This window comes from Ruegeria sp. AM1 (genome assembly GCF_056540745.1).
Genome location: NZ_JBQFXH010000001.1, coordinates 1,228,726 through 1,254,271, shown reverse-complemented (window position 1 = coordinate 1,254,271; position 25,546 = coordinate 1,228,726). Strand labels below are relative to the sequence as shown.

Below are 25,546 nucleotides of genomic sequence, written 5' to 3'. Positions count from 1 at the left end.
CAATCTAAGGCTCCCCGACACGTTCCTCATGCATAGGTAAATTTGTCACCTTGTAGCGTGTTGCTCGGCGTGTCAGGCTTGGCTGAAGCCAAGCTGTTTTTTCGGGGCGGAAAAATGAACCATTCAACAAACACAACAGGTTACCTGGAAGACCTTATTGTTTTTGATGGTGAGTGCGTTCTATGCTCGGGCTTCTTTCAGTTTATGCTGTGCCATGATCGAAAGCGCCGTTTCCATTTCGCGACCGCGCAGTCTCGGTTGGGGCAAGAACTTTATGCGTCATTGGGTCTACGCATCGATGATTTTGATACCAATCTGGTTGTCGTGGGCGGCGTTGTCTATCAAAAGCTGGATGCATTTGCAGCGGCGATGCGGGCTTTGCCCGGTGGATGGCGCATTTTATCGCTTTGCCGGTTTCTTCCGACGGTTGTTAAGAACCGTCTCTATGACTGGATCGCGCGCAACCGCTATCGAGTTCTCGGTCGCCGGACGACATGCCTTGTGCCGGACGGCACACTGAAATCCCGCTTTGCTACCGGGGGATTCTAGGTGCGCTTAGACCCGTTTTTGCAATCGCTCGACGGGGACGACACTTTGCCTGCTGCGTTGAGAGTGTTGCACAGTCAGCCCGGCCGCTATCGCGGACACTGCAGTGTCGAGCGTGGCAAAGGCTGGCTGGTCTCACGATTGCTTCGGTTGGGTGGGTTCCCGTCCGACGGGCAGGACATACCCGTATGCCTCACGGTCACGGCGGAGGGAGAGACCTGGATTTGGCAGAGGGATTTTGGCGGCCACGTCATGCAGTCTGCGCTGACCTTTGATGGTCAAAAGGGCTGCGTGCAAGAGCGATTTGGTCCGCTATCCATTTGGTTGCGTCCGTTTTTGTCGGACGCAACACTGTCGATCGAGATTTTGCGACTGTCGGTGTTTGGTGTTGGTTGCCCCCGTTTCCTGTTGCCGCAATCTGCGACGATTGAATGGCAAGACGAGGAGGGCCGCTTTTGCTTTGACGTATCTGCGGCCGTGCCGGGCTTGGGGCGATTGATCCGCTATACGGGATGGCTGACGCTTCCTCACGAAGAGCCGGGCTAAATCTGAATTGTTTGTGAGACCTCCTGTCTCTGCCAGTTTAAGACCTAAAATATACCCGAGAAGCAATCAGGGAAGAATTTGTTATGAAGCAGATTATGATGAGTGTAGCGCTGGCTGCGATAGCCATCCAGGCTCCTGTCGAGGCAAGCGCCGCACGGAACGGATATCAAACCGAGCCTATAAACAGCACCGATTTTGAGGTCATCCCCAGAGCACGACGTGATGTCGATGGCTATTGGTGTGCGGCAGCTGATTTTGCACGGCGCACACTGCAAGCTGGCTGGCAGCAGCGCATTTATGTGCTGCGCGGTTACGGCCCCAGCGTGACAACCGGGCGCAGAACCGCAGTGCAGTTTTCGCTGAATCAGCCATCGGGTACGACGCCTCAGAAGGGTAGTTTCATTTCCTCAGGGTTTCATGCTGGTGATAGTATGTCGGTGCAAGGCGCAAACGGCAGATGTAATCAGCGGCCTTTCATTAACGGATAACGCTGCTGTAAAGAGGGGTATGCAGACCGAGTTCACCGTCCAGACCCGCGGAGCCGGGCTTTATGAGTTTACATCCGATGTTCGAATTTGGTTGAACCCGGTTGGTGGCGACGGCTTGCTGACGCTATTCGTACGCCACACGTCCTGTTCGTTGCTGATACAGGAAAATGCAGACCCCGAAGTGCAGATCGACCTTCGAGCCTTTTTCGACCGGCTTGTGCCGTCCTCTGACCATCCTTCGATGTCCTACTTGCGACACACTTATGAAGGCCCTGATGATATGCCCGCACATATCAAGGCGGCGATGATGCCGGTATCGTTATCGATACCGGTTTCTAGTGGTTTGCCCGTATTGGGAACCTGGCAAGGTATTTATTTGTTTGAACACCGCAATGCGCCACATACCCGCCGGGTCGCGGCGCATTTTGCCTGACCCCTTTATCTTGCGGTGCAAATTTCCGGCTACCCAAACTCTAGCGGCTCGCCTATAGTTGTGGATAAGTCAGCCGACGTGCTTACAAAAAGAAGCGTAACAAGGGACGAGGAGACGGCGGATGCGCTGCCCGTTTTGCGGAAATATCGATACTCAGGTCAAGGATTCGCGCCCCGCAGAGGATCACGTCGCGATCCGCAGGCGCAGGTTCTGCCCTGCATGCGGCGGCCGTTTCACAACCTACGAACGCGTTCAGCTACGCGATCTAGTTGTGATCAAGACCAACGGGAAACGTGAGGATTTTGATCGTGACAAGCTGGAGAGATCCATCCGTATCTCGATGCAGAAACGGCCGATTGATCCAGAGCGTATCGACCAGATGATCTCGGGCATCGTGCGCCGTCTTGAGAGCATGGGTGAGACGGATATTCCATCTAATAAAATCGGTGAAATCGTCATGGAAGCGCTGGCTCGGATCGACACGGTCGCCTATGTTCGGTTCGCAAGCGTCTACAAGAATTTCCAGGCGGCCGATGACTTCGAGGAATTCGTCCACGAGTTGCGCCCGCCGCAGCCAACAACCGACGAGTGAGCGAAACAGATAAGCGATATATGGCGCTGGCCTTGTCACTGGGGCGGCGCGGACAAGGCATGTGCTGGCCCAACCCTGCGGTCGGGTGCGTTATTGTGCGTAAGGGCAGGGTTGTCGGGCGCGGCTGGACGCAGCCGGGCGGTCGACCGCATGCCGAAACCGAAGCGCTGGCGCAAGCCGGAGAGGCCGCCAACGGCGCAACGGCGTATGTGTCTCTGGAGCCGTGCTCTCATCACGGCCAGACCCCCCCATGCGCGCAAGCCCTGATTGATGCAGGGGTGGCGCGGGTTGTCTCCGCAATTGAGGATAGTGATCCACGCGTGGCCGGGCAGGGCTTTGAAATGCTGCGCGAGGCGGGCATTAAAGTAACCACCGGTGTGCTGACAGAGCAGGCCGCGTGGGATCTGGCCGGGTTCCTGCTCAAGACTGAACAGGGGCGCCCGTTTGTGACGCTGAAGCTTGCAAACAGTTTCGACGGCAGGATCGCAACGGCCACCGGCCACAGCCAGTGGATCACCGGACCTCAGGCAAGGCGCGCAGTTCACGCGATGCGTGCGCGCCATGACGCAGTGATGGTGGGCGCGGGGACAGCGCGGGCGGATGATCCTGCGCTGACGGTGCGTGACATGGGGGGTTCACGACAACCGGTTCGGGTGGTGGTGTCGCGTCATCTGGACCTGCCACTGATGGGACAGCTTGCCCGAACAGCAGCCGATATCCCGGTGTGGCTATGTCACGGTCCAACGCCAGATGCTGAACGCGCGCGCGCCTGGCAAAGTCTGGGCGCACGTCTGCTACCATGTTCCCTGCGCGATCATCAGATTGATGCGGTGGACCTGTTGCAACAGCTGGGGCAAGCAGGTTTAACACGACTGTTTTGTGAGGGCGGCTCGGCTTTGGCCGCCTCGCTTCTGGCGGATGATCTGGTTGATGAGCTCGTAGGTTTTTCTGCCGGGGTGACAATTGGTGCAGAAGGATTGCCGGCTATAGGAACACTCGGCTTGGAAACGCTGGACGATGCACCACGTTTTGAGTTGATGGAAACCAAGAGCGTCGGTGGCGATGTGCTGCACCGCTGGCGTCGCTCATCTCGCTGAGTTAACGCCAGATATGTGCATGGGTCGCCAGCGCCCCCTGCAACTTTGACAGAAGGCGATTCAGCAACCCTGATTTTATGGTATCCCCGCTGGCAATACGCTCCAGAGCAATTTCGACCGGGCAGGCCTGTTTGGTGACCGGATCAAAATAGCGCGGATAGTCGATGAGGGCGGCGTGAACCAATCCCATTAGGGAAGGGCGCGCGCCTCGGCGTGCGGGGACTGCACCCAGATCCGTGGTCAATCCCCAACCTGCATAGAAGGGGGCGCCTAAGGTGGTCACAGAAACGCCTCGCAACAAAGCCTCGAAGCCGAGGAGGGATGTCATGGTCCATACCTCTTGCACGTCAGACAGCAACGCGGCGGGATCGACGTTGCGCGCAATGATATCGGCCCAATCTTCTGCCTCGATTGCGCCATCGCGCAGGCCGGCCTCAACGTCCGGGTGAGGTTTGTAAATCACTATGGCGCTTGGATTCGCCTCGCGGGTGGCTTTCAGAAGGTCCAGATTGGTGCGTATCTGATTTGTCCCCAACAGGATTGAGGCGTCATCCTCGACCTGACCCGGCACGAGGATACGGTGACCAGCAGGCAGCACAGGCGCCGCGCCGCCCGTGTTGTATTTGCTGAGCCCCTCGGAAACCAGCCCTGCGACCAGCCGCTCCGCCCGCTGTTCCTGATCGGGGCGCAGGGTTTCACGGGCAGATATCAGCTCTTCCAGACGGCTCGGGCGTGTCGGGTCATAATAGATGCCAAGATCGTCGGTCACCAACGAGTGCGGAGGCACAAGGTTGGCACCCAGTCCTCGGGACCGCAGAAAACCATCCTCGACGCGTACAACATTCTCTGTCTCACGCTCCTGACTAGCCCAAACCATATGAGGTTTGTTGTCCGTTACCTGTCGGGTCTCAGAGAACCGAACCTTTTGATATTGGCCAAACATGCGCTGCAGGTGCTTGCGTTTCCACAACCGCATCCCCGATGCTGTCCACCCGTTGTGATCCTGCTGCCAGCAACGCGTTTGTGCCTCAAGCGTGTCCAGCACCATTTCAATCTCGCACAGCTGATCGCGATACGGATCATACCATGTGGGGTACAAGATCATGGCGGAAGCGAAAAGCTGCGCTCTGGTCAGGTTGCGCTGCCGGTTGGGGGGGGCGTCCTGATCCTGCGTCAGGCCCCAGCCCGCATAAAAGGGTCGCCCGAACACGCGCGGTTTATGGCCTGCCAAAATCGCCTCGAAACCGAGCTGTGAGGAGAGGGTGTAGACGCCAACCGCCCCCTCCAGCAGCGGCCATGGGCTGATCGGGGTGCTCAGGATCGTGACGCGGTCAGACCGATCCTGATCCGAGAAATAGCCCGTACGATACCCCGCCAGAGTTTCGGGGTGCGTTTTGATGATCACCCGCGCGCCGGGGTTTTCTTCCTGCGCGATGACCAGCATCTCGCGAAACAGGGCGTGGCCCCCACCGCTAGCCCGGACGGCGGCGTCCCCTTGGATCTGGTCTACAACCAGAACATATCCCGGCTCGGGGATATCCGCGTTTGGATCAGAGGCGGAATACTTTGTCAGTTGCAGGTCACGCAGCCGTTCCATCGCGCTGCGCGCCCGGTTCAGCAGGGCCGTGTCATCCAGCGGATGCGTCGCCAGCAACTGTTCCAGCTCAGATCGGACGCTCGCGTCAAAATGGACACCCTTTCGGTCGAGCAAAAGGCCAAGCGGGGCGTCGCCGGTCCGCCCCGGACGCACTGACCTCAGAAAAGCATCTTCGACACGCAAAATGGCTGAGCTGTGTTTTTCCGCCACCCTCAGGCCACGATGCGCAGTTGGACTGTTTCCCCAGATGCCGACCAGATCATCATCCCGCGGCAGACCCAGACGAATGTTATACCCAGCCAAAGACAGAATACGCCGTATGCGCCGGTTTGTCAGAAAGCCACCGTTATAGACAAACAGCCGAGTGCGTTCGTCTCCAGCGGGCTCCTCAGGCGGGGGATGCATCCATCAATTACCGGTCAGAGTTGCAACATTTGCAACAGGCGTCAGGCCCCCGGCGATCAGAGAAATGGATTTGGTCCACTGGGCATAGGGCGCTTCGGTGACATAAATTGTATCGTCGTCGCGAATGACGAAATCGCGCGCGATGAACAGGCCGTTCGGGGCCGTCAGGTTGAGCAGATAGATCATCCGTTGCTCACCCTGCAGGTCGCTGCGTCCCATCACCTGGCGTGCAATCTCTTGCCGCTCATTACGCAAAACGAAGATGCCGGTCGGATCAGATGATAGGGATTGCAGGCCGCCCACCTGTGCCAAAGCCTCAAGCGCGGACAGGTCCTGGCTTTCGAACGCAACGCGGGATTGCCCGCCGGTTGCCCCCAGCGCGATGTAAGAGCGGCTGTCCTGTTCAACCAGAATACGATCTCCACCGCGCAGGGCGATGTCGGTTTTGGGGTTTCGGAACAGATCATCATACCAGATCGTGCCACGCTGATCCCCGCGAATGACGGTGACCAGAGCAATATCCGAGGCGACCCCAACACCGCCAGCTTTGGCCAGCATTCCTGACAACGTGCGGGTGGGACGTTCGATCGGATAGATGCCCGGCGCGCCGACGGTGCCGGCCAGCGAAACGGTCGAGCCATCGCCCGCTACGCGTCGTACTTGTACCTGAGGGTCCGGCGTCTGTTCGTTCAATTTTGTTGAGATCAATTCGCGCAGCTGTTCAGGAGTGTTCCCGGCCGCGCGCAGCCGACCCGCATAGGGCACAAAGATAAATCCGTCGCTATCAACCTGAACCTGTTCCAAAAGGGTAGCCCCGCCCAGATCACTTGTCAGAAGGCCGTCATCGACGTTTTCCCAAATCGACAATCCCAAAATGTCCCCGGGACGAACCGTATCCGCGGTCAGATTTTGGGCGCTTGTGAATGACGACGAGAACCCGAATTGCGGGATCGCAGCGGTGGCTTTTGACACCCGGTCATCCACTTCGATAACAAAGGCATTGCCGCCATTTGCAGTCGAGCCGGCAAGGATTTCATTCTTGTTCGGTCCGGATTTCGGAAGCTGACATGCCGCCAGCAGACCGCAAGCGGCCACAAAGGATACGCTCCGAATCCATCGCATAGGAAAGCGCTGCACTGCCGATCTTCCTCAAGTCTTGTTTTGTCTTATTCTATCGCGCAGGCTACCCGGTTCGCCGCTGAACTTCCAGCGGCAGGTCGCGCATCGTCACTCAACGATTTTCAACTGTGGCGTCATGGCCTCTGTATTGTTTAGCGCCGAGCGATACGGGCCGTTCACGCGCAGCATCATGTCGGACATCCGCAGCAGAAGCTGACGGCGTCCGCGCCGCGAATAAAACCCGCCCGGGATCTGGCAGGTTCTAAGCAGGAACTGCCTATACCTCCGGTACGCCTCGCTATCGGGCGTGGTGGGAGAGGCGTAGAACTCCTCGACCGGTTGTTGAGAGACAAATTCCGGTTTGTCATAGACTGACCGGCCAAAAATCCGCAGAGGGATGCCGCGCCAAAGGACCTGCTGCCCGGCGGTCGAATTGATGGTTACGGCAGAATTGGCCTCATCCAGCAGTTTGGCCAGCTTGCCCCCCGGCACATAGTGAACGCGATCAGCGACGCCATGCTCATGCGCCATCTGGACGGCGAGTTTGCGCAAGGGTTCGCGGTGGTTTTCCAGCGGATGTTCTTTGATCACAAGCCGATGATGCATTGGCGCGCCTTTGGCGAAACCTGCGATGATCTGCGCCAGAAAATCGCTCATGCGATTGTAGTCCGAGTGGGCCTGAACGGAACTGTCATGCCCAAGCTGCAGCAGCACCAGATGATACGGGAAGCCCTGCCGTCGCACACGCGCCGTTGCCCAGCCGCGCTGCAGACGATGGAAAGGCATCAGGGCCAGACGTTTGAAATATAACTTGAATTCTCTGGCGACAGACAGTTCCCGATGCGTGCGAAAATTCCTGTAGCGACGGTTCAGAAAAAGGATGAAGCCATGATAAAGCGCGCCGTAGAAGATGTGCTGCCGCATATCCCCCCAGTGACAGGGCGGCGGTGGGCTTTGTGTATCTGCCTCTGCCAGAGCCTGTTGCATCTGTCCAAGGCTCATATCCATCAGCCGGGAATGGCCGTTTGATCCATTCCGCTCATAAGTGACCCACCATGGACGCAGGTACCCTTCTTCAAACACATGAACGGCGATGCCACGTGATTTGGCTATTTCAACTGCTCGTGCGTGGACCGGCCGCGTATCGCCATACAGCACGATATCCGTCACTCCCTTGCGCAGGATCAGGTCTGTAAGCGTTGCGGGCCAGCTCTCAGAGCTGTCATAATAGGGGATATAACTCTTCCGGTTGGACCAGAAGGCCTGATCGCCGGCATTGAACCCAACACGCCAGACCTGCGCACCGGCGGAGCGTAACATTCGCCCAAGTCGATTGAAGAACGGGCCATGTGGTCCCTGTAAAAACAGAAACACGCGGTCTTCAGGATTGACTTGCGAAAGGGCCATTGCTGCTGCTCGAAATCTGATCTTATCGCGTTATTAAATAAAATATGCCTGTTTGAGGCCGTGCAGGCAAGCCGGGGGTTGCTCAGGCCGGGCCGGGGCCTTACGTCGGCACTGAGATGAAAAATGCTAGGCGCAGAGGGTTAACGAAATGTTTACAGGGATCGTCACCGATGTGGGGACTATCGTCGAGCTGGAACAGCAAGGTGATCTTCGGGCACGGATCAAAACCGCTTATGACCCTGCGACCATCGATATCGGCGCATCCATTGCCAGTGACGGCGTCTGCCTGACCGTCATTGCGTTGGGCAAAGACTGGTACGATGTGCAAATCAGCGCCGAGACCGTTTCGAAAACCAATCTGGACAGCTGGCAGGTCGGTAAGCGCGTTAATCTGGAACGTGCTCTGAAAGTTGGTGATGAGCTTGGCGGTCACATCGTCTCGGGCCATGTGGACGGTGTGGCAGAGGTGGTCGCGCTAAAGGATGAGGGCGACAGTACCCGCGTGACCCTGCGGGCGCCGAAAGAACTGGCCCGTTTCATCGCGCCAAAAGGCTCGGTGGCGCTGAACGGTACCTCGTTGACGGTCAATGACGTTTATGCGTGCGATTTCGGCATCAATTTCATCCCCCACACCAAGGAAGTCACAACCTGGGGCGACGTGGCCGTTGGCAATCGTGTCAATCTCGAGATCGACACGCTGGCAAGGTATGTTGCGCGTCTGGCAGAGATGTCCTGACGGGATGTGCCGCGACATCGTCGTGTTGCGCGTGATACATGACGTTTGCGGTCTGGCTTTTGTGGCCTGACTGGTCTATCCCGCGCAGCAAACCTGCACTGCGAAAGGCTGCCCCATGAGCTTTGAAACCCCCGGACCGGTCGAGGCCCAGCTGCGCGATGCGATCAGTCCGATCGAAGAGATCATAGAAGAGGCTCGCAGAGGCCGGATGTATATCCTGGTGGATCACGAAGATCGCGAGAACGAAGGTGATCTGGTCATCGCGGCCGAATTTGCCGATGCAGAGGCAATCAACTTTATGGCAACCCATGGCCGCGGCCTGATTTGCCTGCCTATGACCGCAGAGCGGGTCGACAATCTGGGTTTGCCCATGATGGCGGTGAATAACTCGTCGCGCCATGAAACCGCGTTTACCGTTTCGATCGAAGCGCGCGAAGGGGTGTCGACCGGGATCTCGGCTGCGGACCGGGCGTTGACCGTGGCAACCGCGATCAACGAACAAAACACGATGGCGCAGATCGCGACGCCGGGCCATGTCTTCCCGCTACGGGCCAAACGGGGTGGGGTGCTGGTACGTGCCGGTCATACCGAAGCTGCCGTTGACATCTCGCGCCTGGCCGGGCTGAACCCGTCGGGTGTGATCTGTGAGATCATGAACCCGGACGGCACCATGGCGCGGCTGCCTGATCTGGTCGAGTTCGCCAAGCAGCATGATATGAAGATCGGGACGATCAGCGATCTGATCGCGTACCGGTCGCGCAATGACAATCTGGTGGTGGAGACGTCTCGTGAAACGGTGACCTCGGAATATGGCGGTGATTGGGAAATGCGCCTGTTTACCGATCAGACCCATGGCATCGAACATGTGGTCATGATCAAAGGCGACATCACCACTCCCGAGCCGGTTCTGACGCGCACCCATGCCCTGCACGAAGCGCCGGACATTCTGGGTCTTGGCCCCAAATCCTCGCGCGAATTGCCCCGCGCGATGGAGAAGATCGCGGAAGAGGGGCGCGGCGTGGTCTGTCTGTTCCGCCAGCCGCGCAATTCGCTCTATGCGGCCGAAGATGAGGGCCCGCGCACGATCAAACAAACCGGTCTGGGCGCGCAAATCCTGTCCAAGATGGGCATTCAGGAACTGGTGCTGCTGACGGACTCGCCCGAAACCGTGTATCTGGGGCTCGACGCGTTTGGCCTGTCCATCGTTGGCACCCGTTCGATCCTGAAGGAAGACTGATTATGGCTGAACAAGACAAACATGGTATTCTGCCAACGCCGAGTTTCGATAAACCGGTGAAACTGCTGATCGTGTCAGCTCCGTTTTATCGCGCGATTGCGGATGACCTGATCGCCGGTGCTAAGGTTGAGATCGAGGCCGCAGGCGGCACCTGCGAAGTTGTCGAGGTTCCCGGCGCGTTGGAAATCCCGACCGCAATCGCGATGGCTGACCGTCAATGCAATTTCGACGGTTACGTCGCGCTGGGCTGCGTCATTCGCGGCGAGACCACGCATTATGAGACGGTCTGCAACGACTCCAGCCGGGCGATCCAGTTGATGGGCCTGCAGGGCCTGTGCATCGGCAACGGTATCCTGACGGTTGAGAATGACGAGCAGGCCGAAGTGCGCGCCAACCCGAAAAAGATGAATAAAGGCGGCGGAGCGGCCGCTGCGGCCTTGCATCTGATCGCGCTCAGCCGTAAGTGGGGCTCTTCCAAAAAGGGCGTGGGCTTCAAGCCGCCGTCCGAGTCCATCCTTGTGGCGGGCGACAGCAGCGGATCCACGACAGCATGACCCAGACAGACGCGCCCAAACCGGCCAAACAGAAACGCCTGATGAAATCCGCCGCCCGGCTATATGCCGTGCAGGCGTTGTTCCAGATGGAACAATCGGCCCAAACGACCGAAGCGGTCGTGAACGAGTTTCTGGATCACCGTTTTGGCGCTGTTTACGAGGGTGAGGAAATGCTGGACGGCGATATCTCGGTCTTCCGCTCGCTGGTCGATAACGCGGTGAACTATCAGGCGCCAATTGATCAGATGACCGATCGCGCACTGGTGGCCAAATGGCCCATCGCTCGCATCGACCCCACCTTGCGCGCGCTGTTTCGCGCTGCGGGCGCCGAACTGACCCAAAGCGATACACCGCCCAAGGTCGTCATCACTGAATTCGTTGACGTCGCGCGCGCGTTTTTCCCCGAAGGGAAAGAACCGAAATTCGTCAACGCCGTGCTGGATCATATGGCACGAGAGGCGCAGCCCGAGGCATTCTGACGCCTTTACTCGAACCGGATATGCGCTAGCCTGACAGACAGAGCGTTATGAGGTTCGCCATGCCCAAACTGATCCGCCTATACATCACTCAAGTTGCCATGGGTTTTATCATCTCGGCTGTGTTTGTCGGGGTGTTGCTGGCGCTGAATGTTGGAAATCTGCGCCATCTGATCACCAATTCAGACATCGGCCTGATCGCGCTGGCGATGATCTGGTTCATGAACGGCATTGTCTTTGCGGGCGTGCAATTTGCCTACAAGATCATGAGCATGGCAGAAAAACCGCAAGGCCCGCGCCGGGGTACGCCGGTTGTCGACACTTTCAAACCGGCATTGGCACCTCAGGAAGCGGTCGCAAAGCGCTGATAGTAAAGGGAAATGTGGCGGGACCACCAGTCAACCGTGTGGTTTGATTCCCGAGGACCTGTATGTACAGGTGGGCGCCAGGTAATCAGGCCAGGACCTGAACAGAGCCAGCCCCCTCGGAATTGCTTAAGGCCACCAGAATGCTACCAGTCACTAGAAGGGCAGAACCCGCCACGCGCTTAAGTAGGGCGTCAGGCGGGTTCGTACAAGGGGTTTCGTTGTCGATCAGGCGTCGACGGTTTCGTGCAGCACTTTGCGCATCTTGCCGAAATGTTCGTCCCAGCCGTTGTCCAGGGACAGGATCAGGCCAAAGGCTTCTGCACTTTGCGGCAGACCTTCGTGTTGCAAGCCAAGGCGCGTGCCTCCGGCAACCGGTTCCAACGTCCATTTGACGATACTGATAGCATCCCCCATGGGTTTCACGGTAAAGGAATACTCCAGATATTCTGGACGCCGCGCGGCGCGAACCTCGCCCCAGATTAGCAGGTCGCCGCTGGTTGTTCCGAACATTTCAAGTTTTTGACCCGTTTTAAGACGACGTTCTGGTTTGTGAAACCACTCCGCCAGGCGGTCAGGCTCGGTCAGGTAGTCCCAGACCGTTTCCGGGTCAGCACGCAGGAAGATGGATTTCTGCAGTACAGTTTCAGTCATGCTTTTTCCTTTCAATAGCGTCTTTCAGTTTGGCGAGACGGTCATCCCAGAACCGGTCGAAATAACTGAGCCAGTCCAGAACGGGGGCCATCCCCTTGGGTTCAAGTCGGTTGATACGTTCACGGCCACGGGCCTCGACCGAGATCAGGCCGCCATCTGACAACACGGTCAGGTGTTTTTTGACGGCAGCGCGGGTCATGTCGAAACGATCCGTCAGCTGCGCGATTGTCATCTCTTCTGATGCAAGCATCTGTACGATGTCCCGGCGGGTTGGATCAGCCAATGCGCGAAACGCGTTTTGTGTTTGTGTGTTCATGGGCAACCCCATTATAATACCATTTGGTGTCATATTTATGGGATACCAAACGGTATCATGTCAATCTAAATCTGAAACTTGATTTTTGTTCACGAATTGTTCACATTCCAGGCATGACACTGGATCTACAACCCGGACAGAAACTGGCGCGGGGTGTTTCACGACATCTTGTGAGCCATGGTTATGTTTCTATTGAGGAATTCGTTCCTTCGCGCGGGCTGCGCGTTGACGTGATGGGGTTGGGGCCCAAGGGAGAACTGTGGGTGATCGAGTGCAAATCCAGCCGGGCGGATTATCAGTCGGATGCCAAGTGGCAGGGCTATCTAGACTGGTGCGATCGATTCTTTTGGGCGGTCGATACCGAATTTCCGGTGGATTTGTTACCGCCTGAAACAGGGTTGATCATTGCAGACGCATATGACGCTGAAATCATACGGATGGGGCCTGAAACCAAAATAGCCCCGGCGCGACGTAAGAAGATGATTCAGAAATTTGCAACAGACGCTGCGCGCAGGCTACAAACGCTGCGCGATCCGCGTGTTTGAGGGCTCAGCCCTTTACCGCGCGTGCAGCCTGGGCAGCTGCGCGGATTTCATCGGCAATCTCTTCTGCTTCTTCGGGATCAAAATCCATCGGGATCTCAAGAGTGTCCGCCTCAATGAACAGGCGCACCATGCCCGTGTCTGTCGGACCTATTTGCAGATTTGCTTCGATATCACGTTCGGTGTTGATGCCCATTTGCGCCTCCGGGGACTGAGGGTTCGTGCTATCGCGCAAAGGGTTGAGAATCAAGCGGCCTATGAGGTCAGATAGAGCATGGACGATGTAGTTCTCAGAGAGTTTCGCGCCGAAGATGCCTCTTGGCTGGTTGAGCAGCACAACGCTTTCTATTCCCGCGATGAAGGGTTTGACGAGACGTTTGGTCCGCTGGTGGCAAAGATACTAGACGAGTTCCTGCGGGACCATGATCCCAAACGTGAGAGGGGTTGGATTGCCGAACGGGCAGGCGAGAGGTTGGGTAGCATTTTCTGTGTATCGCTGGACCAGAATACCGCCAAATTGCGACTGTTTCTTCTGTTGCCCGAGGCTAGGGGGCTGGGGTTGGGGAGGCGCTTGCTACGCACCTGTATGAGCTTCGCGCGTGAAACCGGGTATCATGAAATGGTGTTGTGGACTCATGAAAGCCACCGGGCTGCGTGCGGTCTGTACCGGGCTACAGGATGGCAGTTGATCAATAGCAAGCCGGTGCATTCTTTTGGGGTCGACCTTGTTGAACAAAGCTGGAGAATTCAGCTTTAACACCCTTGCAATCCCGTGACGCGTTCGGTAAATCGCCCCTCACGAGTGCCGCCTTAGCTCAGTTGGTTAGAGCGCTGGATTGTGGATCCAGAGGTCCCCTGTTCAAGCCAGGGAGGCGGTACCATCCTCCCAATCTGAAAAACAGTGTGAGACCAATTGACTGTGGCCCATAGTGGCTTGGTCTGAGGTGGAATTATGCGCTTGCCAGCCCTGCAGGCGATGCCTCGCGGCCGCTGGCTTTGTAGTCAAGTTACCTCACCTGCATTCCGCAATGCGCGCGACATCATTTCGGTTCTCGCCGCCGCAGTATCGGTTGTGTAAGAAGGGGATCAAAGACCTTTCGGGAACCGTCTAAATGTCACAGACTATTACCGTATTCACTACGATGAAAAACGAAGGCCCTTATATGCTGGAATGGGTGGCCTTTCATCGGATGCTTGGCGTTGATCACTTTGTAATCTTTACCAATGATTGCGACGACGGCACCGATGAGATTGCGCGCCGGTTGCAGCAATTGGGCTGTGCCACGCACATCTCAAACGAAGTAAAAGAGGGCGGCAATCCGCAGCATCAGATGTTGCGCCGCGCGCGCCGCCATCCCAAGGTCAAAGAAGCCGACTGGCTTATGTGCCTGGACGTGGATGAGTTCTGGAATATCCGCTGTGGCGACAACAGCTTTGGTGCGCTCATCGAAGAGGTTGAGCGCACGGCGGGCCAGCAGGTCGATGCGATTTCATTTGCGTGGAAGCTGTTTGGATCGTCGGGCAATATCAGCTTTGAGGACAAACCCGTGACCGAGGTTTTCCAGATGGCGGACCAAGAGTTTCCATACCATTCCGGGCGCGCTTCGGGGTTGAAGACGTTGTTCCGCAATAATGGAAAATTTACCCGCTTCGGACCTCATCGCCCCAAGGGAGTCGAAGAAGGCAAAGAAGCCGAGGTTGCCTGGTCGGACGCAGGTGGCAAATTGTTTCCAGCCGAAAATGTGGGCTGGCGCGCCTGGAAGGGGTTCGACCATTCGTTCGGGCGGCTGCATCACTACTCGGTCCGGTCGCTTGATGGGTTCCTGGTCAAGCGGGACAGGGGGCGTACAAATCATATCCGTGTCGATCAGGGTCAGTCCTATTGGATGGATATGAACGCAAACAAGGAAAAGGATCAGTCCATTCAGATGACCGCGCAGCGTGCCGCCCCGATGCTGGCCGAGCTGAAGGCGGATGACGAATTGGCAGAGTTGCACGCGCAGGCGTGCGAGTGGCATCGCGCCAAGGTGTCCGACATTAAGATGCGCCCGGACTGGGTGGAGTTTCGCAGCTGGCTGGCGGATAATCTTGTTTGACCACGATGGAAGATGACCTGAGCAAAGAGCAGTTGAAGCCTGAGCATCCCGATCGCAAGACCGGGTATGAGCGTATTTTGACTGATCCGGCGCCGCCATGGTTTGTCGAGCTCTATCCAGGCGGCGATGGCACCGGTTTCCTGCAAAAGCTTGAGCGCCATGCGATATTGTTCCATCAGCGCAGTCGTAATCTTGTTGTAAGCTTTGACAATATCGCCAACGTCAATGACCTGTCTTTTGCGCGCGAGCCGTGGGGCTGGAAGTTCTACCGTGACGAAGGTTGGTCGCATATGGGCGTTCTGGCGCGCACCAAAGCGTGGTTTCGCGATCCCGAAATCCTTTCGTATATGCAGACCAAAGCCGATGAAGGTTTCTTTGGTCAGTTTGACCGGGTCGTGTTTGCCGGGGCCTCGATGGGCGGGTTCGGGGCGCTGACTTTTTCAGGGCTCGTGCCAGGGTCGACCGTCATAGCGTTCAACCCGCAAACAACACTGGATGAAAGGCTGGTCCCGTGGGAGACCCGTTACCGCTTTGGTCGTGTTCAAGACTGGGATCTGCCGTTGAGCGACGCCGCTGAAACGGTAAAAACGGCGGGCAGGGCTTATGTTTTTTATGACCCGTTCTTTGATCTCGACCGGCAGCATGTTGCGCGTTTGCAGGGGGCGAATGTGACGCCGCTGAAAACCTGGTTCTCGAACCATTTTGCGGCCCCGATGTTGCGCAAGCTGGATATGCTCAAACCCGTCATGCTGGGGGCGATGGATGGCACGCTCGAGACGCGCGAGTATTATGACATGATGCGCAGGCGACGGAGGTTGCCATTGTATATGCGCGGGATCGAAGCTGTCGGGGCCGAGCGGCACCCGAAACTCACCCATCAGGCGCGACAGCGGTTTCGCGCGCTGCGCAGGCAGGCGCAGGCAGCTGCGGCCGAGGGGGCATCATGACGCCTGAGAGGGGCGTATTTATAGGTCAGCGCAAAGATCGTATGGGCGCTCGTCTGTTGATGATGCTGACCTGTATCCGTCTGGCCGAGGATTTTGACGCCGACTATCGGGTCAATTGGTTTCCGCAAGGGGCAGACGCGCCCGAGCTGGATCAACCTCAAGAATTGTTCGCGCAGGACTGGATGGATGCGCATTTCCTTGAGCCCGACGCGTTTGAGGCGCTCACCCGGGATGCCAAGCCGATCTGGAGTTTCCTGAACGACAAAACGCCTGATCGTCTGCTGGCGCACCTGGCCTCGGGGCGGTCTGTGCTAATCGAAGAAGGGTTTGAGGTTCTAGCCTTTCCATGGGAGGACATCGAAGCCATCCGCCCGAGGTATCGCGAGTTTATTCATCGGATCGGGTTCACCGAGGATATTCGCGCCGTGATGCAGCGCGCCGATGACAAGCTGTCGGGGCAGGGGGTCTCTGCCTATCACATCCGGCGCGGCGATATCCTGAACGGGTTGCCGTGGAAACACACAACCTGGCCTGCCAAGATCGAACCGGAAGAGCTGTACGAAGCGCATCTGGAGAAGACACGCGATCGGACGGCGATCATGTTCTCTGATCAGCCGGAGCTGATCGCCGGGTTTCAGGAGCGCTACCCCAATCTGCTGCAAATTTCTGATATCGCAGATGTGTCCGGGATGACCCGTGCCAAGCGTGATTTTCTGGAACTCTACACCATGTCCCGTGCGGAACAGGTTATCGCGCCCATTATCTCGGCCTTTTCGATGGCTGCGGCGCGCATATCCGGACAGCAGCGAAAAGTGTTTCGGGATGTACTGACCCAGGACGAGTTGTTGCAGGCAGGCGAAAATGTCGTTCAGCGGCTGCATCGCGGCGCGGCAGGGTTCCTGAACCCGTCTGAGGCCTCGCATATCTACTCCAAGGCATTGTTTTTTCTGTTTCGGTTAAACTCCGAAGATCGCTCGGACGAGGCTTGTCAGATCGGTGAGGCGTTGTTGCAGGCCGGGGCTGACAACGCCTTTATGCCGCTTTTGCAGGCGATGAACCTGTTTTATCTCCAGCGTTGGCAAGAGGCGTTGGCGTTGACCCGGCAAGCGCTTCAAAACCCTCATATCTGGCCCGAAGACTATGCGGTGGCATGCGCGCTGGAATGCGCCATCCTAGGTAAGCTCAAGAAGCGGTGGGGGGCTGCGCAGGCTTTTGGTCGGGCCTTTTGGGCCAAACCATTGCGCCCGGACGTTGTGGTTCTGGGCTCGCGGGTGTTGTATCAAGACCAGCTGTCGCTGCGCGCGCTTCCTCCGACCGATTGGGCGTTGCAAAGATCGATCCAGCGACCGCTCTTCGAGCACAGTACCCATGTGGCTCAGCGCAAAGTCATCGGGCGGCGCCCCTGCAATTTTGATATGGTGCTGATGGATTGGTCAGATCTGGCGCTGGATCAGAAGGCAAGGCGGCTGTTCAGCGATCCGGCGCGGCTTGAGATGCTGGCGCGCGGCCTCGAGCGCGTCTCGGAGATACCACCGGATGACCCCCGCGTACGGAGCTTCAAGGCCCTTTTGCAGAGGCATATGGGCCAGACATCCAACGCCGCATCCATTGACCTGATGCGTAAGGCAGCAGCGCAACAACCTGACAATCCCATACATCACAAGCGATTGGCTGATCTTTATGAAGCGGATGCGGACTGGTCACGTGCGAGATTGTCGATGGCCGAGGCGCTGGCCTGTGATCCCGAAAACCCCTTTTTGATCTTTGCTATGGGACGTTTTCTTGAACGTGCAGGGGATGAGGAACAGGGCCAGAACCAGGTCATACAGGCCGCTGATCTCGATGACACGACCGCCGCGATTCAGGGTATGGCGGGACAGATCCAATTGCGGCGTGGACGCAAGCAAGAGGCCAGAGCTTATCTTCAAAAGGCGCATGACCTGTACCCACCGTTCAAGCGGTTCGCCAACCAGTTAAAGCGGGCGTCGGACTGATGCAGCCGCGATGCGTCCGGTAAGAAGGTTTTTGAACCCCGGGCAACAATCCGTCAGAATTTCGCCTGTTGCGCTTGGTTGATAAGCGGTTAGGGCCTAGGCTGGCGCAAAATCATGGTCGGGATGCCCCGCGTACGGGGCTTATCATCGGCGATACAAGAGGCACTACGAGATGGCAGAACAGGACCCCCGCTTTGTCAGCGTGACACCGATGAAGAACGAAGGCCCCTTTGTTCTGGAATGGGTTGCGCATAATCAGGCAATTGGCATTGATCAGATGGTGGTCATGACCAACGACTGCACCGACGGGACTGATGCATTGCTGCAGCGCCTGCACGAAAGGGGGGTGTTGACTCATGTCGACAACAACTCGCGCCGTGCAACCAGCCCGCAGAAACGCGCCTATAAGAAATTCCTCAAAATGGAAGTGGCGCGCCCGCAGGATTGGGTCGTCGTCATTGATGCGGATGAACAAATCAACGTCAAAACGGGTGACAACACGCTGCGCGCACTGACCAGAGCGATCCCGGACGCAAAAACCATTTCGATGACATGGCGGCTGTTTGGAAACGCTGGCATCGTCGAATACGAGGATCGTTTTCTTTCAGATCAGTTCCGCAAGGCCGCGCGTGAGATGACGCGCAAGCCGCATCAGGCCTGGGGGTTCAAGACCATGTTCCAGCGCGCACTTTGGGACACGTTGGGGGTCCATCGGCCCAAGCACCCGACCGTGGACAGTATGGAAGAATGCCACTGGTACAATGGTTCTGGTGAAAAGATGCCCGAGCGCTATTTTACGGGCAGCTGGCGTTCGGCCCGCGACTCGGTGGGGTATGATCTGGTTCAGATCAATCACTATGCTCTGAAATCCTGCGAGAGCTATTTGGTGAAAAAAATGCGCGGTCGGGCGCATCACAAGGGGGAAACTCTGGGGCTGGACTACTGGAACATGATGAACCAGAACGCGGAAACCGATACCTCGATTGACGCGATTGCAGTGCGCAAGCGCGCCAACTACGAAGCGCTGCTTGAGGACGCCGAAACGGCGCGATTGCATCACATGGCATGCGACCGGCATAAGCAGCAGATAACACAGTTGCTTGGCACAGAAGACATCAAAGACCTGATGGCGCAGATGACTCAAGAGCCGGTTTCTGGGGTATAAAATGATTTATCTACAGATTATTGCGCGGTTTTATTAATGCTTTGGTTGCATCTGGGAATGCCCAAGACGGGTACAACTGCGCTGCAGGCCTATGTGCGCGGCAATGCCGGTGAGCTGGCCGAATCCGGCCTGCGTTACATGGAAACAGGCCGCAGAGAGCTGGATGGCACGGGGCGCCTGACGATCAGCCACAACCGGATTGCGTTTCATATCAATCAGACTGACGCGCCCATGGACGCCTACCGAGAAGCGATGAGCCGCGAATATGAGGCGCACGGCAGCAATGCGTGTCTTGTCTCATCAGAGATGTTCTATTCCGCGGACCTGACCAGGCTCGCCCAGATATTCGCTGACTTCCCGGCGCATGAGCTGCGGATCGTCTTTTATTGTCGTCGTTACTCCGATTATTTTGAGGCGGACTATAAACAGCGCGTAAAAAACGGACGCTACGCGCTGGGGGCCACAAGATACGTCAGGGATCGGGTCCAAAGTATTGAAAGTAATACAGAAAGTTTCACGTATTCCGGCGCTGTATCCCGTATAAGATCTGCTTTTCCCGGCGTTCAGATTCTCCCTTTGATGTATGATCGCCATCGTATGGTGAACAGCAATGTTGTGGATGATTTCATGTCTCGGGTTGGGCTGGATGTGCGGTCTGATCCGCAAACCCAAACTGCGTCAAACCAGTCTCTGTCTCGTGCGGGCAGCGAGGCCTTTGGGATCGTTACCCGCGCAATTGGCCGTAAGCAGAGCCGCCAATTGCGCAGGCAAGCCGTCACGGATCCGGTTATGATCCGGCGCCATGATGTGCTTGAGCCAGACGAGCGGGTCTGGCTGGATAATTTCCTTGGCAAAGCTGATGTCGGTTTTCATAAAGAGTTCTTTGCAGACCAAGACCAGCTGTTTCCGCCCGTTGAGCTGAGTGATGAGGCCCAGAGCTTTCGTCGGGACACGCCCGAGGAATATGAAGCGCTGCAACGCGCATCCGAGATCGTGTTTCGCATGGCGTTAGAGGGCTGATGCCACGTGTCAGTCGATCGCGATTTCCTGCCGCATGCGGCCGGTGGTTTTGTCAAAAATCAGAATGCGGTTGTCGTCGGTGACGACGGCGTACCAGTTATTGCCGATCGTCAGGGCTTGCGCCCGCGCGCCATCGGGCAGTTCGATCTGATCGGGCAGGGTGGGCGTCCGGTCCGATAGGCGGATGACAATCAGGGCGAATGTCACTAGAACGCCGCCAATCATCACCGCGGTCAACAGCATGACCATGCGCCGCAGCAGGCGCAGCTGGGGCGTTTCCTGCGGTTCTTGAGGGTCAGAAGGGACAGTCATGGGCACCCGGTACGTTGAGTTTCAAATCGCGGCATCTCCGCCGTCCCGCCTTGATAAGGCGCTTTCGCGGGATGTGCCAGAAGATGAAAGCCTGTCGCGCACCCGTTTGGTGCGCCTGATCGAAGGGGGGGGCGTAACTGTTGGCGGCGTTGTTCAAACCGACCCGAAGGCCAAGATCGCCGAGGGTGCCCTGATTCAGATTACGGTGTCCGAGGCCGAGGACAGCCACATTGGCCCCGAAGATATTCCATTGGACATTGTCTACGAAGACAGTGATCTGATTGTCCTCAACAAACCGGCTGGGATGGTTGTTCATCCAGCACCCGGCTCTCCCAACGGGACATTGGTGAATGCGCTGCTGCATCATTGTGGTGGCGATCTTTCAGGGGTTGGGGGCGTCAAACGGCCCGGTATCGTCCATCGCATCGATAAAGAGACCAGCGGCCTGCTTGTCGTGGCCAAGTCGGACGCCGCGCATCAGGGGCTGGCTGCGCAGTTCGAGGCGCATAGCGTCGAGCGCTACTACCGCGCTGTTTGCTATGGCGTGCCCGACGCCAACGATCCGAGGTTGCGCGGCATCAAAGGGGTCAGCTTTGAGCCCGGCAATATCCTGCGCCTAACGACGCAACTGGCCCGCCACAAAACCGACCGGCAAAAGCAGGCCGTTTTGTTTCACGGCGGGCGCCATGCCGTCACCCGAGCCCGTATGGTCGAGACGTTTGGGACGCCTGCAGGGCTGTCATTGATCGAATGCTGGCTGGAAACGGGACGGACGCATCAGATCCGGGTTCATATGGCACATGCGGGTCATGGGCTGATTGGTGATCCGGTCTATGGCGGTAAACGCAAGCTCGCGGCCAAGGCGTTTAGCTCTGCGGTGGCTGAGGATGTCCGCACCTTTCCAAGGCAGGCGCTGCACGCTGCTGTTTTGGGCTTTGAACACCCGATAACTGGCGAGAATTTGCGATTTGAAGCAGATTTGCCCAACGATATGGCAGAGCTTCTTGCGAAGTTACGCGCACCACTGACACAATAAGCAAAGCCTCGTGAGTAAGAGTTTCTTATCTTTCCTTTGCCAACGCTTAATTTCAGACTGTTAACAGCACCTCTTGAATGGGCTCGGGTTGATCCCCATATCCTATGTTAACGATATAAACATTTGTCGGAGGGACATGAAACATGGCAAATTACGCAAATCTCCCCGCGCCGACGCCCGAGGGCGGACTGAACCGCTATATGCAGGAAATTCGCAAGTTTCCCCTGCTGGAGCCGGAAGAAGAATACATGCTGGCAAAGCGTTGGGTCGAAGAGCAAGATACTGAGTCTGCACATAAAATGGTGACTTCGCATCTGCGTCTGGCTGCAAAGATCGCGATGGGCTATCGCGGCTATGGGCTGCCGCAGGCGGAGGTGATCTCGGAGGCCAATGTTGGCCTGATGCAGGCGGTGAAACGCTTTGATCCTGAAAAGGGTTTCCGCCTTGCGACATATGCGATGTGGTGGATTCGTGCCTCGATTCAGGAATACATCCTGCGATCCTGGTCTTTGGTGAAGCTGGGGACTACCTCCGCGCAGAAGAAGCTGTTTTTTAACCTACGTAAGGCAAAGGCTCGGATTGGCGCCTTGGAAGAGGGCGATCTGCGTCCGGAAAATGTCGCACAGATCGCGAATGATCTGGGTGTGACCGAGGACGAAGTCATCAGCATGAACCGCCGTATGTCAGGGGGTGATGCCTCGCTGAACGCGACCGTCGGGTCCGAAGGCGAAGGCACCATGCAATGGCAGGACTGGCTGGAAGATGAAGATGCAGATCAGGCGAGCGATTACGAGGCGCGCGACGAACTAGATGCGCGCCGCGAATTGCTGGCGGCGGCCTTGGACGTGCTGAATGACCGGGAAAAGGACATCCTGACCCAGCGCCGGCTGCAGGATCAGCCCTTGACGCTGGAAGAGCTGAGCACGCAGTACAATGTCAGCCGCGAACGCATTCGCCAGATTGAAGTGCGTGCTTTTGAAAAGTTGCAAAAGAAGATGCGCGAGCTGGCGCGTGAGAAGGGCATGCTTGCGCTGAATTGAGTGTGGCATGAAGTTCACAAAAGGACCGGCTATTTGGGTCGGTCTTTTTTTGTGAACCTAAGGAAGGCGATTGGGATGCGGACGGATTGCCTCAGTGATTTCCTTGGCTTTAGAGCGCACAGACGTCCTGTCTGTGGGTCAGGGAACCCTGACTTGAAAACCAAATCCCGTACTGACAATCTCATCAGATTATTTGTTCATGTTACACAGTATCAGTTTGTAGGATTGGTTAGATGGCGGTTTTAAAAAAGGGCTCCAAAGGCAAGGACGTCTCGACAGCACAGAATTTGTTAAACAAAGTCGGAGCAAAGCCAAAGCTCGATGAAGATGGGATTTTCGGGAGTTTGACCGAAAAGCAAACTCGCGCTTTCCAGAAAAAAGCTAAGCTAAGCACCGATGGCAAGATCGGGCCAAATACGCTTGCTGCGCTGAAATTTGGCGGGCCGTTACCGGTGATGCCAGATATGGTGCTCAAGGATAATGTGCTTAGGGATGTTAAACACGGTGCTTACCAACCGATCTTGTCCGGTGACGTCAACAAAGCAATTGCCCAGTTTGATACGATGGTTGCGTCAGCAAACAAGAAGATGGCGGCGACCCAAAAGGCGCTTGAGCTGGATGTTAAAATCGCCAAAAATCGGGTGGATGTCGCCAAGAAGCTTGCCGCTCAGATTGATCTCTTCGAGAAGACCAAGACCAGTGATCCGGCAAAGGCAAAGAAGGCCGTTCCCCAAATCGAAAAGCTTTATAAGCAGTGGGAAGCACTATACCTGGGCGTCGGCGGCGGGGATTGGCGCGGCAGGCATTTTGATCGCGCGATCAAAGAGGTGGAAGACAGCCTTAAAGCGCTCAAAGCTGTTTGAGACAGCGCCGTTTCTCATGCTGTCAGCGCTGTTTGGCGCTTTGTGACCTGGTCGATGGCACGGTGTGATCACGCCATCGACCAAATGGTAGGATGTCTGACAGCCTGGACTGCTGGCCGCGTCTCAGCTTTCCATAGCTTCCAGCTCGTCGATGAAGCCTGAAATCATCGACAGGCCTTTGGCCCAGAATTCCGGGTCGCTGGCGTCCAGTCCGAAGGGGGCCAGAAGCTCTTTGTGGTGTTTAGAACCACCGGCGCGCAGCATTTCGAAATACTTGTCTTCGAACCCGTCCGCGCCGCTTTCGTAGACCGAATAGAGCGCGTTTACCAAGCCATCGCCAAAGGCATAGGCGTATACATAAAAGGGCGAATGCACGAAATGGGGGATATAGGCCCAGAAGGTCTCGTACCCCTCCATGAATTCGAATGCGGGGCCAAGGCTTTCTGCCTGAACGCTCATCCACAGGGCATTGATGTCATCTGGGGTCAGCTCGCCTTCGCGCCGGGCGGCATGTAGTTTGCATTCGAAGTCGTAAAAGGCGATCTGGCGCACGACCGTGTTGATCATATCCTCGACCTTGCCCGCCAGCAGCACTTTACGCTGTTCCGGGGTTTCGGCCTGATCCAACATTTTGCGGAAGGTCAGCATTTCCCCAAACACGCTGGCGGTTTCAGCCAGTGTCAGCGGGGTCGATGACAGCATCTCACCCTGATCTGCGGCCAAAACCTGATGCACACCATGGCCCAGCTCATGCGCAAGGGTCATCACATCGCGCGGTTTGCCCAGATAGTTCAGCATGACATAGGGATGCACGTCGGTAACAGTCGGATGCGCAAACGCGCCCGGCGCCTTACCGGGTTTCACAGCCGCGTCGATCCAGCCTTTTAAAAAGAACGGGGCGGCAATCTCACCCATGCGCGAGTCAAACGCGTTATAGGCATCCATTACGGTTTTTTCGGCTTCATCCCAGCCGACGATGCGGGTGTCTTCCATCGGTAGTGGGGCGTTGCGGTCCCAGACCTGCATGACATCCAGACCCAGCCATTTGCGCTTTAGCTCATAATAGCGATGGCTCAGCTTGGGGTAGGCCGCCACAACGGCTTTGCGCAGGGCTTCGACCACTTCGGGCTCGACATCGTTCGACAAATGCCGCCCCGTCTGTGCGGTGGGCATATTGCGCCAGCGGTCGACGATTTCCTTTTCCTTGGCCTGAGTGTTGTGAACGCGGGCGAAGGTTTTGATGTTGTCCTGAAACACGCGGGCTAACTCGCGCGATGCGGCTTCGCGCTTGGTGCGATCCTGTTCGGTCAGCAGGTTCAGGGTGCCTTCGATGTTCAGCTCTTCGCCGTCAACGGTGAAGGTCAGGCCCGCGATGGTCTCGTCGAACAAACGCTCCCACGCGTCGCCTACAACGCCGAGGTCGTGGAGGAATTTCTCCAGCTCGTCAGACAGTTGATAGGGTTTCATCGCGCGAATGCGGCGGAAGATGGGTTCATACCGTGCAAGATCAGTGTTGGCCGCGAAATGGGCCTGCAGTAGCTCGTCATCAATCCGGTTGATCTCAAGCGTGAAGAACACCAGCGGGGTGGTGAAGATGGTGATCTTTTCCTGCATGTCTGACAGGAATTTTGCGCGCTCGGCATCGGTGGTCAGCTGATAATAACGCAGCCCGGCAAAGGACATGATCCGGCCCGAAATTGCGTTGATCTTTTCGTTGCGCAAGACACAGGCCAGCAGGCTGTCCGCATCCAGTCCGGCCAGATTGCCTTCATAATCGGCGGCAAATGCGGCGCATTCTTTCTCCAGCCACTCCAAATCCCGGGCCAGCTCTGGCGCGTCTTCGGATGCGTAGAGATCGGTCAGATCCCATTCCGGAAGATTGCCCAAATTGTCAGAGCCACCGCCCGCATTTGCGTCACGGACAGGAAAAGGAAGGTCGCGCATGGATCACCTCGAAATAACT

29 protein-coding genes and 1 tRNA gene are annotated in these 25,546 nt (G+C 56.9%); 22 read left to right on the top strand and 8 right to left on the bottom strand.

What is annotated here, in order from left to right:
* Window positions 1-114: 114 nt before the first annotated feature.
* The 6 genes from ACR0I7_RS06265 to ribD all read left to right on the top strand — a co-directional run bounded on the left by ACR0I7_RS06265 (window position 115) and on the right by ribD (window position 3,702).
* Entirely contained in the window at window positions 115-549 is a 435-nt protein-coding gene (locus ACR0I7_RS06265; RefSeq protein ID WP_480509365.1) for a thiol-disulfide oxidoreductase DCC family protein, read from the top strand.
* A complete protein-coding gene (locus ACR0I7_RS06260) occupies window positions 550-1,092 on the top strand; it encodes a DUF4166 domain-containing protein (protein WP_480509364.1) in 543 nt (180 codons plus the stop codon).
* 83 nt (window positions 1,093-1,175) lie between these two features.
* Window positions 1,176-1,580 carry a hypothetical protein gene (locus ACR0I7_RS06255; RefSeq protein WP_480509363.1) on the top strand — a complete coding sequence of 135 codons (405 nt, stop codon included), beginning with the start codon at window positions 1,176-1,178 and terminating at the stop codon, window positions 1,578-1,580.
* A gap of 19 nt (window positions 1,581-1,599) precedes the next feature.
* Window positions 1,600-2,013 carry a secondary thiamine-phosphate synthase enzyme YjbQ gene (locus tag ACR0I7_RS06250; protein ID WP_480509362.1) on the top strand — a complete coding sequence of 138 codons (414 nt, stop codon included), beginning with the start codon at window positions 1,600-1,602 and terminating at the stop codon, window positions 2,011-2,013.
* 121 nt (window positions 2,014-2,134) lie between these two features.
* Window positions 2,135-2,605 (top strand): transcriptional regulator NrdR, encoded by a 471-nt coding sequence (nrdR, locus tag ACR0I7_RS06245; protein WP_298381205.1) that lies wholly within the window; start codon window positions 2,135-2,137, stop codon window positions 2,603-2,605.
* On the top strand, window positions 2,602-3,702 hold the full coding sequence (gene ribD / locus ACR0I7_RS06240; protein WP_480509361.1) for a bifunctional diaminohydroxyphosphoribosylaminopyrimidine deaminase/5-amino-6-(5-phosphoribosylamino)uracil reductase RibD: 1,101 nt from the start codon (window positions 2,602-2,604) through the stop codon (window positions 3,700-3,702). The genes nrdR and ribD overlap by 4 nt, the downstream gene beginning before the upstream one ends.
* Before the next feature lies 1 nt (window position 3,703).
* On the opposite strand, the gene ACR0I7_RS06235 is transcribed toward ribD, so the two are convergent.
* From ACR0I7_RS06235 to ACR0I7_RS06225, 3 genes are all read right to left on the bottom strand, one after another.
* Window positions 3,704-5,704, bottom strand: coding sequence for a capsular polysaccharide biosynthesis protein (locus ACR0I7_RS06235; protein WP_480509360.1), 2,001 nt, complete (start codon window positions 5,702-5,704; stop codon window positions 3,704-3,706).
* Window positions 5,705-5,707: 3 nt separating this feature from the next.
* A complete protein-coding gene (locus ACR0I7_RS06230) occupies window positions 5,708-6,826 on the bottom strand; it encodes a polysaccharide biosynthesis/export family protein (RefSeq protein ID WP_480509359.1) in 1,119 nt (372 codons plus the stop codon).
* A 105-nt stretch (window positions 6,827-6,931) separates the two neighbouring features.
* Window positions 6,932-8,230 carry a capsule biosynthesis protein gene (locus tag ACR0I7_RS06225; RefSeq protein WP_480509358.1) on the bottom strand — a complete coding sequence of 433 codons (1,299 nt, stop codon included), beginning with the start codon at window positions 8,228-8,230 and terminating at the stop codon, window positions 6,932-6,934.
* Window positions 8,231-8,378: 148 nt separating this feature from the next.
* Here ACR0I7_RS06225 and ACR0I7_RS06220 point away from each other — a divergent pair, with 148 nt between their 5' ends.
* The 5 genes from ACR0I7_RS06220 to ACR0I7_RS06200 all read left to right on the top strand — a co-directional run bounded on the left by ACR0I7_RS06220 (window position 8,379) and on the right by ACR0I7_RS06200 (window position 11,601).
* Window positions 8,379-8,966 (top strand): riboflavin synthase, encoded by a 588-nt coding sequence (locus ACR0I7_RS06220; protein ID WP_480509357.1) that lies wholly within the window; start codon window positions 8,379-8,381, stop codon window positions 8,964-8,966.
* 115 nt (window positions 8,967-9,081) lie between these two features.
* Window positions 9,082-10,203 carry a 3,4-dihydroxy-2-butanone-4-phosphate synthase gene (gene ribB / locus ACR0I7_RS06215; protein WP_480509356.1) on the top strand — a complete coding sequence of 374 codons (1,122 nt, stop codon included), beginning with the start codon at window positions 9,082-9,084 and terminating at the stop codon, window positions 10,201-10,203.
* A 2-nt stretch (window positions 10,204-10,205) separates the two neighbouring features.
* Complete coding sequence (locus ACR0I7_RS06210) at window positions 10,206-10,757, top strand: 6,7-dimethyl-8-ribityllumazine synthase (protein ID WP_480509355.1); 552 nt, start codon at window positions 10,206-10,208, stop codon at window positions 10,755-10,757.
* Entirely contained in the window at window positions 10,754-11,236 is a 483-nt protein-coding gene (gene nusB, locus ACR0I7_RS06205) for a transcription antitermination factor NusB (protein WP_480509354.1), read from the top strand. The genes ACR0I7_RS06210 and nusB overlap by 4 nt, the downstream gene beginning before the upstream one ends.
* A gap of 59 nt (window positions 11,237-11,295) precedes the next feature.
* Window positions 11,296-11,601 (top strand): hypothetical protein, encoded by a 306-nt coding sequence (locus ACR0I7_RS06200; protein WP_480509353.1) that lies wholly within the window; start codon window positions 11,296-11,298, stop codon window positions 11,599-11,601.
* A gap of 225 nt (window positions 11,602-11,826) precedes the next feature.
* Here ACR0I7_RS06200 and ACR0I7_RS06195 read toward each other — a convergent pair whose 3' ends face one another.
* Together ACR0I7_RS06195 and ACR0I7_RS06190 are read right to left on the bottom strand one after the other, a co-directional pair.
* Window positions 11,827-12,252, bottom strand: a complete 426-nt coding sequence (locus tag ACR0I7_RS06195) for an SRPBCC family protein (protein ID WP_480509352.1) — start codon at window positions 12,250-12,252, stop codon at window positions 11,827-11,829.
* The gene (locus tag ACR0I7_RS06190) at window positions 12,245-12,568 is read right to left on the bottom strand and encodes an ArsR/SmtB family transcription factor (protein ID WP_480509351.1); all 324 of its coding nucleotides are present in this window, start codon (window positions 12,566-12,568) and stop codon (window positions 12,245-12,247) included. Before ACR0I7_RS06190 ends, ACR0I7_RS06195 begins: the two co-directional genes overlap by 8 nt.
* Before the next feature lie 113 nt (window positions 12,569-12,681).
* On the opposite strand from ACR0I7_RS06190, the gene ACR0I7_RS06185 reads away from it, so the two are divergent.
* Window positions 12,682-13,113, top strand: a complete 432-nt coding sequence (locus ACR0I7_RS06185; RefSeq protein ID WP_480509728.1) for an MmcB family DNA repair protein — start codon at window positions 12,682-12,684, stop codon at window positions 13,111-13,113.
* Window positions 13,114-13,117: 4 nt separating this feature from the next.
* Here ACR0I7_RS06185 and ACR0I7_RS06180 read toward each other — a convergent pair whose 3' ends face one another.
* Window positions 13,118-13,306, bottom strand: a complete 189-nt coding sequence (locus ACR0I7_RS06180; RefSeq protein ID WP_480509350.1) for a DUF6324 family protein — start codon at window positions 13,304-13,306, stop codon at window positions 13,118-13,120.
* 78 nt (window positions 13,307-13,384) lie between these two features.
* Between ACR0I7_RS06180 and ACR0I7_RS06175 the strand changes: the two genes are divergently transcribed.
* From ACR0I7_RS06175 to ACR0I7_RS06145, 7 genes are all read left to right on the top strand, one after another.
* Window positions 13,385-13,867, top strand: coding sequence for a GNAT family N-acetyltransferase (locus tag ACR0I7_RS06175; protein WP_480509349.1), 483 nt, complete (start codon window positions 13,385-13,387; stop codon window positions 13,865-13,867).
* A gap of 47 nt (window positions 13,868-13,914) precedes the next feature.
* Window positions 13,915-13,991: transfer RNA gene (locus ACR0I7_RS06170), tRNA-His, on the top strand.
* Window positions 13,992-14,222: 231 nt separating this feature from the next.
* Entirely contained in the window at window positions 14,223-15,206 is a 984-nt protein-coding gene (locus ACR0I7_RS06165) for a glycosyltransferase family 2 protein (protein WP_480509348.1), read from the top strand.
* Window positions 15,207-15,211: 5 nt separating this feature from the next.
* Window positions 15,212-16,153: a hypothetical protein gene (locus ACR0I7_RS06160; protein WP_480509347.1), complete on the top strand. Its 942-nt coding sequence runs from the start codon at window positions 15,212-15,214 to the stop codon at window positions 16,151-16,153.
* Window positions 16,150-18,147, top strand: coding sequence for a tetratricopeptide repeat protein (locus tag ACR0I7_RS06155; RefSeq protein ID WP_480509346.1), 1,998 nt, complete (start codon window positions 16,150-16,152; stop codon window positions 18,145-18,147). Before ACR0I7_RS06160 ends, ACR0I7_RS06155 begins: the two co-directional genes overlap by 4 nt.
* 172 nt (window positions 18,148-18,319) lie before the next feature.
* A complete protein-coding gene (locus tag ACR0I7_RS06150; protein ID WP_480509345.1) occupies window positions 18,320-19,312 on the top strand; it encodes a glycosyltransferase family 2 protein in 993 nt (330 codons plus the stop codon).
* Window positions 19,313-19,369: 57 nt separating this feature from the next.
* Complete coding sequence (locus tag ACR0I7_RS06145) at window positions 19,370-20,332, top strand: hypothetical protein (protein ID WP_480509344.1); 963 nt, start codon at window positions 19,370-19,372, stop codon at window positions 20,330-20,332.
* A 9-nt stretch (window positions 20,333-20,341) separates the two neighbouring features.
* Here ACR0I7_RS06145 and ACR0I7_RS06140 read toward each other — a convergent pair whose 3' ends face one another.
* Complete coding sequence (locus ACR0I7_RS06140) at window positions 20,342-20,644, bottom strand: DUF6476 family protein (RefSeq protein ID WP_480509343.1); 303 nt, start codon at window positions 20,642-20,644, stop codon at window positions 20,342-20,344.
* On the opposite strand from ACR0I7_RS06140, the gene ACR0I7_RS06135 reads away from it, so the two are divergent.
* The 3 genes from ACR0I7_RS06135 to ACR0I7_RS06125 all read left to right on the top strand — a co-directional run bounded on the left by ACR0I7_RS06135 (window position 20,643) and on the right by ACR0I7_RS06125 (window position 23,583).
* Complete coding sequence (locus ACR0I7_RS06135; protein ID WP_480509342.1) at window positions 20,643-21,680, top strand: RluA family pseudouridine synthase; 1,038 nt, start codon at window positions 20,643-20,645, stop codon at window positions 21,678-21,680. The genes ACR0I7_RS06140 and ACR0I7_RS06135 overlap by 2 nt on opposite strands.
* Window positions 21,681-21,823: 143 nt before the next feature.
* Window positions 21,824-22,720: an RNA polymerase sigma factor RpoH gene (gene rpoH, locus ACR0I7_RS06130; RefSeq protein ID WP_480509341.1), complete on the top strand. Its 897-nt coding sequence runs from the start codon at window positions 21,824-21,826 to the stop codon at window positions 22,718-22,720.
* 233 nt (window positions 22,721-22,953) lie between these two features.
* Window positions 22,954-23,583, top strand: coding sequence for a peptidoglycan-binding domain-containing protein (locus ACR0I7_RS06125; RefSeq protein ID WP_480509340.1), 630 nt, complete (start codon window positions 22,954-22,956; stop codon window positions 23,581-23,583).
* Window positions 23,584-23,706: 123 nt separating this feature from the next.
* On the opposite strand, the gene ACR0I7_RS06120 is transcribed toward ACR0I7_RS06125, so the two are convergent.
* A complete protein-coding gene (locus ACR0I7_RS06120) occupies window positions 23,707-25,527 on the bottom strand; it encodes a M3 family oligoendopeptidase (protein WP_480509339.1) in 1,821 nt (606 codons plus the stop codon).
* Window positions 25,528-25,546: the final 19 nt, after the last annotated feature.